Origin of the sequence: Paenibacillus sp. ClWae2A (assembly GCF_032452295.1) — a bacterium.
Classification (GTDB): Bacteria; Bacillota; Bacilli; order Paenibacillales; family Paenibacillaceae; genus Paenibacillus.
Window position 1 is genome coordinate 100,772 of the sequence record NZ_JAULSQ010000002.1, and the last position, 14,941, is coordinate 115,712.

Annotated in this window: 10 protein-coding genes; 1 reads left to right on the top strand and 9 read right to left on the bottom strand. The window is 48.1% G+C overall.

The window, feature by feature from the left end:
• Window positions 1-4: 4 nt before the first annotated feature.
• The 4 genes from QVE09_RS06365 to QVE09_RS06380 form a co-directional block, all read right to left on the bottom strand.
• Window positions 5-856 (bottom strand): response regulator transcription factor, encoded by an 852-nt coding sequence (locus QVE09_RS06365; RefSeq protein WP_315936172.1) that lies wholly within the window; start codon window positions 854-856, stop codon window positions 5-7.
• Window positions 857-879: 23 nt separating this feature from the next.
• On the bottom strand, window positions 880-2,697 hold the full coding sequence (locus tag QVE09_RS06370; RefSeq protein WP_315936173.1) for a cache domain-containing sensor histidine kinase: 1,818 nt from the start codon (window positions 2,695-2,697) through the stop codon (window positions 880-882).
• A 197-nt stretch (window positions 2,698-2,894) separates the two neighbouring features.
• On the bottom strand, window positions 2,895-5,228 hold the full coding sequence (locus tag QVE09_RS06375; protein WP_315936174.1) for an endo-1,4-beta-xylanase: 2,334 nt from the start codon (window positions 5,226-5,228) through the stop codon (window positions 2,895-2,897).
• 362 nt (window positions 5,229-5,590) lie between these two features.
• Entirely contained in the window at window positions 5,591-6,358 is a 768-nt protein-coding gene (locus QVE09_RS06380) for a helix-turn-helix domain-containing protein (RefSeq protein WP_315936175.1), read from the bottom strand.
• 146 nt (window positions 6,359-6,504) lie between these two features.
• Here QVE09_RS06380 and QVE09_RS06385 point away from each other — a divergent pair, with 146 nt between their 5' ends.
• Window positions 6,505-8,781: an FAD-dependent oxidoreductase gene (locus tag QVE09_RS06385; protein WP_315936176.1), complete on the top strand. Its 2,277-nt coding sequence runs from the start codon at window positions 6,505-6,507 to the stop codon at window positions 8,779-8,781.
• Between the two features lie 75 nt (window positions 8,782-8,856).
• Here the strand turns inward: QVE09_RS06385 and QVE09_RS06390 are convergent, their stop codons facing one another.
• From QVE09_RS06390 to QVE09_RS06410, 5 genes are all read right to left on the bottom strand, one after another.
• Window positions 8,857-9,357 carry a DUF1648 domain-containing protein gene (locus QVE09_RS06390; protein ID WP_315936177.1) on the bottom strand — a complete coding sequence of 167 codons (501 nt, stop codon included), beginning with the start codon at window positions 9,355-9,357 and terminating at the stop codon, window positions 8,857-8,859.
• Between the two features lie 137 nt (window positions 9,358-9,494).
• The gene (gene bglB / locus QVE09_RS06395) at window positions 9,495-10,565 is read right to left on the bottom strand and encodes a beta-galactosidase BglB (protein WP_315936178.1); all 1,071 of its coding nucleotides are present in this window, start codon (window positions 10,563-10,565) and stop codon (window positions 9,495-9,497) included.
• Window positions 10,566-10,600: 35 nt separating this feature from the next.
• Window positions 10,601-13,156: a hypothetical protein gene (locus QVE09_RS06400; RefSeq protein WP_315936179.1), complete on the bottom strand. Its 2,556-nt coding sequence runs from the start codon at window positions 13,154-13,156 to the stop codon at window positions 10,601-10,603.
• Window positions 13,157-13,161: 5 nt separating this feature from the next.
• Window positions 13,162-13,986 (bottom strand): carbohydrate ABC transporter permease, encoded by an 825-nt coding sequence (locus QVE09_RS06405; protein ID WP_036609056.1) that lies wholly within the window; start codon window positions 13,984-13,986, stop codon window positions 13,162-13,164.
• Window positions 13,986-14,891, bottom strand: coding sequence for a carbohydrate ABC transporter permease (locus QVE09_RS06410; RefSeq protein WP_315936180.1), 906 nt, complete (start codon window positions 14,889-14,891; stop codon window positions 13,986-13,988). The genes QVE09_RS06405 and QVE09_RS06410 overlap by 1 nt, the downstream gene beginning before the upstream one ends.
• Window positions 14,892-14,941: the final 50 nt, after the last annotated feature.

The window sequence follows — 14,941 nt, forward strand, 5'->3', positions numbered from 1 at the left end:
TGAGTCACGAACGATGGCGATACTGGCTGGGCGTGCAACCGGTCCAACGCTTGAATATTTTAATGAAATAATTATCACTTCCGAACCCTACCCGGTAACCAATCTCCTGTACAGGAAGGTCCGTCTCGCGCAAGTATTCAGCCGCTTTCTCCATCCGTACCCCATGCAAGTAATGAATCAGGGTATGGCCGGTTTTCTTTTTAAACAAAGCACTCACATAATTCTCGCCCATCATCACATATCGTGACATGGATTTGACGGTAATGTCCTGATCGTAATGCTGTCCGATATACTGAATTATTTTGCTAATCTCCGGATGCTTCACAATCGGCTCACGAACAGGTGTAAATGGAAGATCCTTATCAGACGGAGGCGCAGAAGAGACCGTAAGAGAATTAGGCAAATCAGGCGTTGATGTGAGAACCGGTGTGGAAGGTGGCACTTCATGATGATCTGTCTCTGTCCGGGCTTCAGTTGAAGCTCCCAGTTCTGCACTTACTTTACGGAGTGTATCACGCAGTGAATTCACACTCATCGACAGTTTCAGAATATAATTGGAAGCCCCGTATTCCATTGCCCGGCGTACATATTCGAACTCCCCCATACAGGTGAGCATGACAAACTTGGTTTTTAACCCGGCCTGACGGGTCTGTTTGAGTAATTCCAGACCATCCATACCCGGCATGACAATATCGGTCAGTACCAGATCCGGTGTATCCTGTATGATCATCGCCAGCGCTTCGGTCCCGTTACCGGATTCTCCGATGACCGTGAAACCCAGCTCTTCCCAGGAAATAATCTCTCTCACCGACTCTCGTACGAATACCTCATCCTCTACAAGTAATACTTTCCACATGCCAGATTCCCCTCTCTAGTCGTCTAGTCTCGCTTCTGTACGTACGGCGTCGACAATAAAAAAGGAATGCTGAACCTCACTAATGTCCCCGGTTTGGTATCAATTACTTCCAGTTCACTTTGGCCTTTGAACAATAAACGCAATCGTTCCCTAAGGTTAGACAGGCCGATCCCCGGACGTGTGCGGGTCATCTGCTGACGCCGGGATTCCTCCATTCCAATTCCGTTGTCTGCCACCTCAAGCATCAGCTTTCCTGTATCTTGCCTATAAATTCCAATGCGGATCTGACCAAGCTGCTCCAGTGGCCCGACACCGTGGTGAATGGCATTCTCCACCAGTGGCTGCAAACTCAGCTTGGGCACCAGCGCATATTCCAGTTTATCGTCAAATTCACAAGTCACCTCAAAGCTATCGCGGTAACGAATCCGCTGAATATGAAGGTAGGCTTGAACCAACTCGATCTCATCCTTCAGGTATACCAATTCGACCTGTGAATTCAGGCTGACCTCCAGTAATTTACCCAAGGAAACACACATCTCGGAGATCTCCTCATTCCCGCTGCGGATCGCACTCCATTTCATTGTATTCAATGTATTCAGGAGAAAGTGCGGATTCATCTGGGCCAGGAGCATATGAAAATGTACCGCTTCCTTCTGGCGTTCCTCCGCCTTGAGTCTGTTGATCATCTGATTGGCATCATCCAGCATCGTATTAAACGTGCGTGTCAGTTCCAGCACTTCCCCACGGCTGCGGCCTTCAGGAATACGAATCTTGAGGTTTTTGCGGACAACCTCCTTCATCTTATTCTGTAGGTGCGACAAGGGACGCGTGAACGTTGCCGAGATCATAAAAGCCATGAGCACAAATGCTGCTGTGAAGCCAAAAAACGTTAAAAAATAGCGCTGCTTAAGCTCGGATATCTCCGTAAACAACACAGCTAGTGGAATACGATTTACCATGTACCAGTCCAGTGACTCGATGTATACGTAGTTAATCAGCGTATCTGAATCATTATCCGTCAGATAGGCCTCTGCCGGATGAAGTGCAATTTCCCTGGTCACGTCTGGGGAAAGTACATCTTTTTCGGACGAGCGGGCAATCGTTTCCCCATTGCCAGTAATCAGGAAATACTCCTGGTTACTCTGTGAATCCTTCAGCATCGTCTGGAACCAGTAAGAGTAATCAATGCTGATCCGAGCCAGTCCGTACCGCTTGCCGCCGCTATCTTTCATGTAAGCATACAGCGACAACAGATATGGGCTGGAGGATAACTCTCTGAGCACAGGGTTGGAATCCCGTGCGTCCCAGCGATAGAAGAGTTCTTCCGGTTGAAGCGAGTGTGAATCCGCACCGCCTTTTGGAATGGTTATTTCCCCCAGACGTTCGCGGAATTGCTCCAGATAGGGGCCATAAGTCAGTGCTTTTTTGGGCAAATACGAAGTGTAAACGCTATCATAAAAATCCAGCAAGGTAAAATACACCGAAGGATTATATAGGAAGAAACTGTTGTTGATCATCTTGAACTTTTCTTCTACCAGCGACTTGTTCTCAAGCGGCGTACGACTGTCCGGGGAGGTTAGCACACTTCTTACCGCGGAATCCTGTTCCAGAAAAATAAGCGTTTTGAAGGCAATGCTCATCTGGTCCTCCAAAGAGCGGTACATCTGCACCAGCTGCTCGTGGCTCTGTTCGCTGATTTTTTGCTCAACCAGAGATTCGATCTGTCCATAGTTGTAAACATTAAGTACGCTGAATGGCAGCAGAATCAACACCACAAACGCACCAAACAGCCGATACCTGAGCTTATGCGGCAAAAAGGTCTTCCAGTCGGGCTTTGTCATCCCCTCAGCGCTCCCTCTGCAATTATTGAGATCATTATACCATCAGTTCCCCCGCTTCGGCCGGGGCCGGGCTCATTCGCATGGATATGTGATACCAGTTGCCAGGGACGGGATAGGGATACACAGATTTGTTCTATTGCATTAAAAAAAACGGAGATCTGGGATCTCCGGTAGGCTAGATATAACGACTTAGCAAATTAGGATATAGGCTCCACTCCCCAGACAAGCTCGCCGTTCCGGTAAAGAGTTACCTTGGTCCAATCGGCAAAAGAGGTCTGCAGCGGGTTAAAGGAATAATCGTCCCCTTCGCTGTAATTGGACCAGTCTGCTTTGTGCAACCGGGTATGTATCTCCCCAGAGGTTCCTCCGACCGGGATCACGCCTGCTCCGGTACCGAACTTCAGTTCCAGATAATGGTCCGCTCCAGGAACAGGTGCAGGCAGTTTCACTATGCTGCCGCTGATCTGACTGCCTCCAAGCTGTGCATAATCACAGAAAAAGGATTGTTGTTTCTCCCCGTCCACTGTATACCAGTAACGAATTGTCAGTTCATTCAGGCTAACTGTGGAGGTACCGTTGTTGTGAATGACAAACTGCGGTTTCATTTGGTTGTCGAGCAGGTTTGTATCCCCTGCACGATAGGCTAGAGTCAGATTGCCAGCAGGCTCTGGCGGCCCTCCACCCTGGACCTTTGCGGAAGCTTGAACGGAGTTCACACTCTTCCCAACGCTGTTAACCGCATTCACCACATAGTAGTAGGTGGTTCCAGCAGATACCGCCATATCCTTATAGCTTGTTCCCGATACAGCGGCCACAGATGTATACGGTCCGGCTGCTGTCAGCGACCTGTTTACCGTATAGGAGGTCGCACTTGCAGATGCACTCCAGCTTAGATTGATGCTGTTGTCGCTAACCGCAGTGGCGGTCAGATTCTGCGGAGCGGCTGGTACTGCCTCGACCTGGACCGTCTCTAATACGGACCAATAGGCTGGCTTGGACTGGAGTTGCTCGTCGAAAAGCAGCGGCCAGTTGTTGCGGGCGACCGGGAAGGTTCGTAGCCAGGTATTGGCATCATCCTTGCCCCACAAGGTAACATTTTTGACTGTGTCCGTATGCCTCAGAAAGATCTGGAACAGGGACTTGTACAGCGCCGCCTGCTGTGTCTTCAGTTCTTCCGGGAAGATATCATAAGATTGCGAATCATTGGAATATACACTTACATCAAGCTCAGTAATATGTGTTTCGAGGCCCAGCGCCTTGAATTTGACAATGGAACTCTCAATTTCCGAAAGGGTTGGATAAAAGAGGCTGATGTGTGTTTGATGGCCGACTCCGTCAATAGGCACACCCTTGGCTTGAAGGCGAGTGATCAGATTGTAGAGGGCCTGGCTTTTGGCCGGCTCATGGGTATTGTAGTCATTAATAAACAACTTGGCATCCGGGTCGGCTGCATGGGCGAATTCAAATGCTTTCTCAATATATTCTTCCCCGGCAATCTGGTACCACAGACTGCGCCGCAGGCCATCCGGCTCGGAGGCATCAATGACTTCATTCACAACGTCCCAAGCGTAGATCTGGCCTTGATAACGCTCCATTACCGTCTCAATATGCTGCTGCATCCGTTCATACAGCACCGTTTTGCTCACCAGATTGCCGTTGGCATCGTGGAATACCCAATCCGGAGTTTGTGTATGCCAAACGAGGGTATGCCCGCGTATCTCTTGTCCGTTCGCTGCTGCAAAAGCGATTGCGGCATCCGACCCGCTAAAATTATACATACCCTCTTGCGGCTCGGTACTGTCCCATTTCAGAACATTGCCTGGTGTTAGACTATCAAAATGCTTCGTAAGCAGCTGCTTGTCCGGTTCGGTCAGCAGTTCATTGTTCGTGAAGGCCGTCCCAATTCGAAACTTGCCCGCAAAAGCATCCTGTAGGGAAGGAATGTCTTCTTCGATCACAATGGGTCCGAGATCTGGCAACTTCTCCAATCGGAAATCATCCATATAAAAAGAAGCTGTAGCACGGTCTGGCACTTCAAAATAAACCGATAACTGATTCGCTGGTTCCAGCATTTTAAACTGTGCAGTAAGCTTGGTCCATCCGCCTGCGGATGCGGTACCGAATGTTAAATTTTCATAATGTGTTGTATCTGGCAGGGTACGCTGTAAAGACATATTGAGGTTTGTGCTGGACGCTCCCGCCGGAAGCTTCACCCAGCCAGTGAACACATACGTCTGTCCCACCTCCAAAAGTTCTGTCACATCCAGCGCTGGCCCATGCCATGTCATAGCACGCCCGCTCACTTCCAGTCCATAATCTCCGGTACGAGCTGCAACGGCGCTTGCATGAAGCGTTTCTACTTCACCGCGTCCGCTCCAGCTCTGGACCGTGCCATCTTCAAAATCATGACTCAGAATCAAGGTATTCTCCCCTTCTGCCGCATGGACAGATGGAGCCGCCCAATACAAAGGAACTAACAAAGTTATCATCAAAACAAATTTAAGCGCTTTCAAAAATATCATTTTTCTCATCGCTTCCATTCTCCTTCATCGAATATTAGGATGAATTCCTTATTTTAAAGGCTAAGGCTATATCCACCTCCTTGGTTTTAGTTATAAAATCAGAGTCCTCATTCAAACGGATACGGGGGCATACGTTCGGATAAGGACTAGATATGGTAAATTATAGTATAAACCGTCCATGATCTACAACTGAAATTGTACTTCCTCTCTAATTTCGGTTAGAAATGCAGTAACCGTTGCTTCTGCACTCATCCACACCAGCTCCTCCATAATCTGGGCAACCCGTAACGAAGGTGTATACCTGGTGCTCCGCTGGCTCCAAAAGTTGTCTTTAAAGTTGTCTTCAAAGCTTTCTCCTCACTTCTTTCAGCTTACACCCTGTGTCTCCTGCGATACTCAGATGGACTTATGCCCAACGTTTTGGAGAACACTCTACTCAGATAAAAACCGTTCTCATATCCGCATCGCTCGGCAATTTGGTTAAGGGTCAGGCTGCTGTCAGCCAAGAGGTTCTGCGCTTTTTTCAGACGGACCCGTTTGAGATAGCCTGATGGCGTCTCCTGAAAAGCTTCCCGGAAACGCCTTGTCAACTGCACCGGACTCAAGGCCAGTCGCTGTGCCAATTCCTGAAGGCTGATCTCCTCTTCCGCCCGCTCCTCCAGCAGCGCTGCCGCTTCAGCCATTCGTGCGTCTTCGGTAAATCTCCGCTCCTTTAAGCGATTCTGTCTGCGTTCCACCTGATACAACTGCCACAAATCCATCATAAAATGTGTCTTCCAACGGGCAACTTCCCGCTTATTCTCCTCACTGTCCTGGCGTAAATAAGCGTATGTCGAGGCTAACCGCTTCGTGTCATTAATCAGCGATTTTCCGGCTGGTGGCAGAAACTCCTCCTCCTCCTCCAGGCTACTGCTAAACTGTAAATAGTGAAATGTCAGCGGGGTAATGACTGTCCGCCGAAAAGGAACCGCCGGGGGGCACAGCACCAGATCGCCAAAACTCGCTTCTCCGATCTGACCTCCAATCTCATAATGGAATATTCCCTCTTCGACGGCAAAAGCCACCCAAGTCGTATAGATATCTTCCGTAAGAGCAAATTCCCCTTTTTGCTTCCAGTAGATGTGGTTAAGCAACTCCATGACTTGACCACCCTTTCTGTGAAATAAAGTATATGTTTGATGATAGTATAGTGCATTTAAAAAGTGAATATATAAATCTAAGATGAAATTATAGATATGTAGTTGGAGTCAAGGTGGATCTAACTTCAGTTAAGGAGGTCACAGATATGAAACAAGAGCATGTACAATACGACATCACTGTCATCGGCGGAGGACTTGCTGGTGTATGCGCCGCGATAGCTGCTGCCCGCATGGGGCAGCAGGTGGCGCTGGTGCAGAACCGCCCCGTGCTTGGCGGCAATTCCAGCAGCGAGGTTCGGGTCTGGGTGTGCGGCGCTACCGCCCACGGGATTAACCGTTATGCCCGCGAGACGGGTATCATGGGGGAACTATTTGTAGAGAATCAGTATCGTAATCCAGAGGGCAATCCTTATCTCTGGGACTTGATCATTCTGGAAGCCGTTCGAGCTGAATCCAACATTAGCCTGTATCTGAACACGGATGTACATGAAGTCGAGGCCACTGGGGATGGAGATGAACGCATGATCACCTCCGTTACCGGGTGGATGATGGGTTCTGAGCGCAAAATCCGATTCGAAAGCCAGATCTATCTGGACTGTACAGGTGATGGATTGGTCGGCTTTCTGGCTGGAGCCAAGTTTGCACTCGGCCGGGAAGCCCGCAGCGAATATGGTGAAGAATGGGCACCTGAGCTGGCTGATCAGATCACGCTGGGCAGTACACTTCTCTTTTATACCAAGGATGCTGGTGCGCCTGTCCGTTATATCCCGCCTTCTTTTGCCAAGGATATTACACAGACCAGCATTCCGATTCGCCGGGTCATTCGCAGCGGGGATTCCGGTTGTCATTATTGGTGGATTGAATGGGGCGGTGAACATGACACCGTTCATGACAATGAGTTGATCCGTGATGAACTGTGGTCCGTGATCTACGGGATCTGGGACTATATCAAGAATTCCGGCAAGTTCGAAGCTGATCAGATGACGCTGGAGTGGATTGGTTCTCTACCTGGCAAAAGGGAGTACCGCCGCTTCACGGGTGACTATGTGCTCACCCAGAACGATATTATCAGCCAGCGGGAGTTCCCGGATGCCGTCGCCTTTGGCGGCTGGTCCATTGACCTGCATCCCCCGCAGGGCATGTACGCCGAAGCGAGCGGCTCGAAGCATATGCATGCCGATGGCGTATATCACGTGCCGTTCCGCTCGTTGTATTCCGCAAATGTGCGGAATATGCTCATGGCCGGGCGCGACATCAGTGCATCACATGTCGCATTCGGCACAACGCGCGTCATGGCCACATGCGCAGTCATCGGCGAAGCCGCGGGTACGGGCGCGGCGCTCTGCGCGGCCATGGGGGTACCGCCGCGCGAGCTGCACGCGAGGCATCTGGGGTTGCTGCAGCAGACGTTGCTGCGGCAGGACGCTTCCATCATCGGGTTGCGCAGCCACGATGAGCTGGATCTGGCCCGGCGTGCCCAGGTTACAGCCTCCAGCACGCTGACGGGCATCGCCCTTGAGCAGCCTGGCGAGACGTACCCGCTGGGTACAGATGTTGCCCTGCTGCTGCCTGTGCATCCAGTGCTCAGCGACCTGGAGCTGCTGCTGGATGCATCCAGCGATACCGAGCTGACGGTAGAGCTGTGGGATACGGGACGTAAGGAGAACTACGTCCCGCATTCGTTACAAGTTACGGCGACCGTTAATGTTACAACAGGAACTGCGCAGTGGGTGAAGCTTCCGCTCGAATGGCGACCGGAAGAACCACAGAATGCTTTTATAATCATCCGCTCCAATAAAGCCATCTCACTCTACCATTCCATTGAAGCACATAGCGGGGTGCTGATCTTCTTCAGAACAGAAGAGAACCATGTGTCCAAAAATCTGGAGGATCACGCCACGGATCAGCCTGTCGTATTATGGTCCATGCAAGGGTTGGCGCGTCAGCCATTCTGCTGTCGTACCCTCACTGAGACCCTGGCCTATTCAGCGGACAATACAATCAACGGTTACCATCGCCCTTACGGCGGGCCGCAGCAGTGGATGTCGGAACCCATGGAGCCCGGCAAGCCGGAATATGTTCAGTTAACATGGGAAGAGCCACAAACCTTGGCTGAATTGCACTTGACGTTCAATGATGATGTGAACGAGGATCTGGTTAACCTCCATCACCATCAAACTGCATTTCGTGTCATGCCTGAACTTGTGCGTGATTATCGGGTGGAGGTATTGAGTCGGTCTGGGGAATGGATCGAGATTGTAAATGTAACGGAAAACCGCAAAAGAAAAGTCATTCATACCCTGGATACACCCGTGTATTCACAGGCGCTTAGAGTGAACATGGATGCCACCAATGGAAGCAAGTACGCGGAGTTGATCGAGATTCGGGCCTATGGGGAGCTAAGGTTGACAGGCAAAAGCTAAACGCAAAACACATCGGAATAACCCCTTGGGATTTCTCATGAATTCTAGAGGTTATTCCAATGCCTTTAAAGAGGTCTATTTCAACTTAAATGATCTGTATATAAAAAATGCAATTGAACCAAATAAAACGATAATGAATATAACAATGGGCAACCAACCGTTGTTTGCCTCTCTTTCACTGGAAAAACCAAGGATCATCCAACTGATATACATAAAAAATAGGGTTATTTCGGCTTTCATGATATTAACCATGATACGAGCATTTTTATATTGTCGCTCAGCATTCTCTGCATTTAAATTTTGATAATTATATGTATGTGGGTATTTTTCAAGAGTTGATAGACCAATCCATAATATAAGTCCGATTATTAATGGTATCCAAACGACCCACTTTCCTCCCCAACCATCCGGTTCTCCTTTCATATTAAAATGTATCGGCAACTCATTCGGTAATGTCATCCATTGCTGGGTGAAGTATAACGTAAAGATAATAAACAACATAAATGTCGTGATGTCTAACACTATTTCTACTCTCGTTTTCTTGATTGCTATCTTTGGACGTTCTTTGAGTTCCAATTTTGTTCATTACTCCTTCAATAATCTATTTAGTAGAGGCCCTTCAAAGGAGTATAAAACAAAATAGGCGCCCTTTCAAACCAAAAGGAGGATACAGGAAACTGTATCCCCCATCCTCCAGACAAGTCCGCCTTATTCTATTTAGCGGTTGGAGCCCGCAAGCCCTCAATCAGGATAAACAACGTAAGTGCTTGTCCATAACCCATCGGACTGATCGGTATATCTTTATAAAACTGAGCATCCTGCCCCACAGGTGTACCATAGGACACCTGCTGTACAACTCCGTGATCATCAATTTGTTTCAACACCGCTTCAAGCGCACTCAAGCCATTCTGGCGATAGGATTCATCCAGGTATCCATACCGGATTCCCTTAAGAATGCCGTATCCAATCGCTGCCGTTGCCGAGGTTTCTTTGTAAGAGGTTGGATCATCCAGCACAGTGTGCCACATGCCATCCTCACCTTGAAGCTTGCTCAGTGCTCTGACTTGAGCGGTTGCTGTATCCAACAGATAGGCCTTTAGCCCGTCTTCGATCGGAATGATATTAAGGAAATCCATAACTCCCGCCGTATACCATGCATTGCCTCTTCCCCAATGAACAGCACCATAGTTATGATTTTCATTGAAATCCCAGCCATGATAGAACAATCCGGTTTTTTTGTTATATAGATATTTGATATGCACAAGGAACTGTCGTTTGGCTTCTTCCACCATGTCGGGTTTCTTGAAGTATAGCCCTGCCTTGGCCAAAAATAGCACCGTCATAAACAGGGTATCAATCAGAATTTGACCATCATTGGCATCTCCCGTGATCATATGTTGAAACGCACCATCTCCGGTTCGCAGCAGTCCATCCATGATCCAACTGCTCCACTCCTCACAGACCTGTTCGTACTCCTTGTTTCCGGTCAGCTCGCATAATGAGATCAAAGTAAGGAGCGGAGCGCAGGTGTTCACATTTTTTTCCGGTAACCCTTCCATCAGCCTTGCATTATACCATGATTCCAGAAATTCTAGCACTTTGGGATCTTTCGTTGCCTCATGGAGCTGAAGCAAGCCATACAGACCGACACCTTGCGGCCATTCCCATAGATGTATGTCGATTAGTCCGATGGGAAACTGTTCATTGATGCTTGTGTTTTTCATAGACTCCATCGCTTGGGATACCTTGCTTATTCTCTCCTGCAGCACCATTTGATTCAGCATGTTGGTTATCACTCCCTTGGTTTCTTACACACGATTCAGCGCTCCATGTCCAGTAACTTCAGTTGTCCCTTCACTCCATAACCTTCGTGTATAATTTCCTCTTCTTTAATAAGAAAAGGCTTGTTCATTCCCCATTGAATTGGACCATATATCGGGTCTGTTAGAGTGAGAGTTAAAGCTTGACTGTCGAATTGCGGGCTTGCAGAACGAACTTGGTTGATAAAAGCGTCAAATGACCCGAATTGCTGTTCGCTTCCTGCTCTTATAATCCAGGCGTTACGCAAGCCAGGTGAAATAAGCTCACGTTCTCTTGTCACCCCGTTGCTCTCCATACTCGTCCCGTTGGACGCATATATAGCTGCATAACCCTTATCCAAACGAGCAAAATGCCAGTTCTCATGCCTTACCCATTCCGTGAAAGAGTGGGTAGGAAAATAAGCATGTGTCCAGTCAGAGTTGTTATCCGCAGGAATATCAAACATCATCAAAGCGATTCCCTCATGCTGAACAACATCGGGCAATATCCCATTCCCAGCCCAGAAGCAAGGTCGACCATCCCCATGCTTGTATATTTCTGCCGGATGATTCACCCAGATCAGCGCCTCAGGTGACAGAGATAAATGCTGGACATGCTCCTGATAACCTGGCTTGCCTGGACGGAAGCGAATGATTGAGGATAAGGAGTATTCCTTTGTCCGACAATGGTAGAGCTTGGCGTAACCTCCCTTGCCCTGCTGATTGGCGAACACCAACTGCTGATTGTCCCCGAGTAACAGATGCTCCTGATATGCTGCTGGAGGACTGTAATCCGATAAACTCAAGGCAACATTGCTTATTGAATAATTGTTTACATTGCCAACGCCATAAGCGATCCAGCACATTGAAGTGGTTCCCGCTGCATAACCACCCAGCAGTTCCTTCTCATAGCTGCGCCCAAACGTTGTGGACAAGACTCCTTGATGCATCTGAACGGTAATATAATAGAATAACAAGTCCATTGCCTTTTTGGCTTGCTCTCTGAGCTGTTCATTATGGGCAAATTCATAGATATGCAATAGCCCAACCGCATCAATTGGAATGTATGCACTTGAATTCCATTCTGCCAATCCTTCATCCAAAAAGCGCTCAAACCATAAGGCAAGCCTCTGCTCTGCTTTTTGACGGTGTACTTCACCGGATTCACCACTGTTGCTGAACGTTTCATCCCCAAAAAGCTGTCCAGCTAACAGCTCATTGGTATGGAACAACAAGGCATGGTTCTCACTGAAGAACCACATCACATCATCGCCAGGTTCATCTATCCAATACCGATAGCCCAGAATGCTTGCTTTTACCCGATCCCAGAACGATTCACTGAACAGACCGCTATTTCGCTCATCTCTCCAAAGACGGAACAGTCCCACCAGATAGAAGTCACTGCAATCCTTCCGTTGCTCAATCCCTTCCACACCCTCAAGCAAAATGTTCTCCGCTTCTTGCAGATTACCTCCTGTTTTGAGCATGGCGATGGCCTTATGAATATTGGGACTGCCCTTCTCGGCAATGCATCGCAGAGCCAGGGATTTGCGAGCTTCAATATCCGCAGCTTGCTGAGCAGCCTCATCATAGCTCGTATCATAGGATTGGCAGCCAAACTTCTTGGTTAGTACAACATTTGAAACTGAAATGGCCAGCGTGAAATATACGTAATGATGACCGAGTTGATTCGTATGTGCCAGGACCAGGTCCGTTTCCTTTTCGGCGATGTGTATCGTCTTGTTTTCGGTACCGTCAAAAAAATTGCCATACTGAATATCAACCTCTCTAACGATATCCGGCAAGGGAAGCGGCAGCTTGAGCTTAATCTGCTCACCTCTGAAGAGATCCGAAGGAAAATAAGCCTGTTCGAGGGCTTCCTCTGCGGATTTTACAGACTCCGCCAAATGAGGAGCAATAGGTAGAGAAATCACTAATTCCTCGTCTCCTAGGTACTCCACCGCAAAAGCATACATGGTATCCCGCTCAGCCAGATCCTCCCAGCAGGCATAGATCTCATTGATTCCAGCTACAAGTTCAGCTTTAATAACGATTTCCTGCTCCTTGTTACGCATGAGTGGCGCAAAATCCGTTACCATTTCCCCATTCACCCACAACGTCAGACTGCCATAGGTCTTAATCCGCAATGAGGCGGTATGAGCAGTCGGAGAAATGAGTCTTGTCGCCGCGTAACTGCGCAGATGTGTCGGTACAAACCAAAATCCTGATTGCTCCACCCGTGGATTATTCCAAGGAGAATACAGTGCCCAAGGCATTCCGTTCTCTTCTCCAACGAAGTCCTCTCCCGGGCTAGGAAACTCGCTCCATTGATCAAAAAATCGGTTCACAGGCTGCGTTCTCCTATGTTCTACAAATTCCTTTCTGCATGGATTCTCATGAATGGCAAAACCATCGATAAGCCAATCATTAATATCTCCCTCCATCGTTGTTGGAACAAAGGCAACAGGCTTCGTATATATGCCGCTGATCATCCAATGATTAATGACCTGATTGTGACCTAATTTCATAGGTTTATAATTCAAGGTATCCATCCCACTCCGGGTGGTATCTGACATTCAACTCATCCTTTCATTCCTGAAGTAATCATACCGCTGACAAAATACCGCTGGAAAACCATAAAAACAATGAGTACCGGAAGCATCGTGATGACGGACATCGCAAGCAAACTTCCCCAATCCACGTTGTATTCACCAATAAAATTAGAGAGCGCAAGCTGAATTGTATATTTCGATGGATCACTAATCGCAATTAACGGCCATACAAAATCATCCCATCTCCACATGAAGGAGAAGATTGCGAGCACCGCCAGAATCGGCTTCGCTATCGGAAGAATAATGCTCCAATAAATTTTCCATTCGCCCGCTCCATCCATCCGGGCAGCTTCCAGCAGCTCGTCCGGTACGGACAACAAATACTGCCGCATAAGGAACACACCTGTCGGGGTTGCTGCTGGCGGGATAATAATCGCGAGCAGACTATTATACAGCCCCAGTGCGCTCAACACCTTGAATATGGGGATCATAATTACCTCAATCGGGATCATGAGTGTTGAGACAAAAGCAATTAATATGATCGCGCTTCCGCGGAAGCGATATTTCGCGAGTGCAAAACCTGCCATGGAGTTAATCAATAACAGTAGCAGCGTTGAGCTTACAGTTACGATCGTACTATTCATAAAATACAAGCCAAAATCGCCTTTACTGAATGCCTCCTTGAAATGCTCAAAGGTGATTGGCTGCGGCCATAACTTGGGAGGGAAGCTGTACAGATCGCTATTCGTTTTCAGAGAAGAAATCACGACCCACAGGACAGGCAGGAGCCACACCACTGCGGCAACACTTAACAGACTGTAGATGAAGATTTTGACCATAGGCTTCATTACCATTACGTAGCCCCTCCTTTCGATAGACGGAATTGCAGAGCCGAGAATCCACCAATAAGGATAAATAGCATCACCGACATGGCACTGGCCAGGCCGAGCTCCTGTCTGTTAAAGCCGATCTCATAAATATATTGAACAATATAAGTGGTATCTTTGCCCGGCCCACCACCTGTAAGCGCAAACATAAGTGGGAATGCTTTGAACGCGTCAATCAGAGTCAGCATAACAACAAGTAAACTCGTGGGCTTCAAAAGCGGGAGCGTGATATAGCGGAATACTTTCATACCTGTTGCCCCGTCCAAGCGGGCAGCCTCATAATAATCCGTAGGTATAGCCTGCAAACCCGCGATAAAAATGACCATGAAAAAGCCTGCACGTGACCATACTGTCGCGATAATTACAGCCGTATTTGCCCAAAAAGAAGAGGTTAAAAAGCCGACAGGTTCCACACCAACCACGGTTAACAGATGATTCAAAATGCCAAATGAATCTCCGAAAATCCACTTCCATGTCAATCCTACGATAATGTAAGAAATCATGGTCGGCCAGTAAAATACGGCCCTGAAGAACCCGCGCATTCTAATCTCGCGCGCAAGCAGCAAAGCAATGCCTAACGCTGCTGCATATATTAGCGGGACAACAATCGCTGCATAAATCCCCGTTCGTCCGATGGTCGACCAAAATTCCCGATCCCCTATAATTTTGACATAATTATCCAGCCCGTTGAACTTCATTGGGTTCAATCCATCATAGACATGGAAGGAATAATAGAGGCCCAATAAAGAGGGAAATACGATAAAAGTTCCAAAGATCAGGAGGTTGGGAAGTATAAACAGATAAGGAGCAATAACGAGCTTCCTGTTCTGTTTTGCCAGTGTATTTTTGTTTAATCGTTGTCCTTCACTCATCTGCTTGCCCCTTCCTTATGCGTTATTCGAAAGGGAGGCTTCACAGGAAT

Bases quoted from the DNA above. Each gene is read 5' to 3' on its own strand.
- QVE09_RS06365 (WP_315936172.1), bottom strand. From the start codon at position 856: ATGTGGAAAGTATTACTTGTAGAGGATGAGGTATTCGTACGAGAGTCG.
- QVE09_RS06370 (WP_315936173.1), bottom strand. From the start codon at position 2,697: ATGACAAAGCCCGACTGGAAGACCTTTTTGCCGCATAAGCTCAGGTAT.
- QVE09_RS06375 (WP_315936174.1), bottom strand. From the start codon at position 5,228: ATGAGAAAAATGATATTTTTGAAAGCGCTTAAATTTGTTTTGATGATA.
- QVE09_RS06380 (WP_315936175.1), bottom strand. From the start codon at position 6,358: ATGGAGTTGCTTAACCACATCTACTGGAAGCAAAAAGGGGAATTTGCT.
- QVE09_RS06385 (WP_315936176.1), top strand. From the start codon at position 6,505: ATGAAACAAGAGCATGTACAATACGACATCACTGTCATCGGCGGAGGA.
- bglB (WP_315936178.1), bottom strand. From the start codon at position 10,565: ATGCTGAATCAAATGGTGCTGCAGGAGAGAATAAGCAAGGTATCCCAA.
- QVE09_RS06400 (WP_315936179.1), bottom strand. From the start codon at position 13,156: ATGTCAGATACCACCCGGAGTGGGATGGATACCTTGAATTATAAACCT.
- QVE09_RS06405 (WP_036609056.1), bottom strand. From the start codon at position 13,986: ATGGTAATGAAGCCTATGGTCAAAATCTTCATCTACAGTCTGTTAAGT.
- QVE09_RS06410 (WP_315936180.1), bottom strand. From the start codon at position 14,891: ATGAGTGAAGGACAACGATTAAACAAAAATACACTGGCAAAACAGAAC.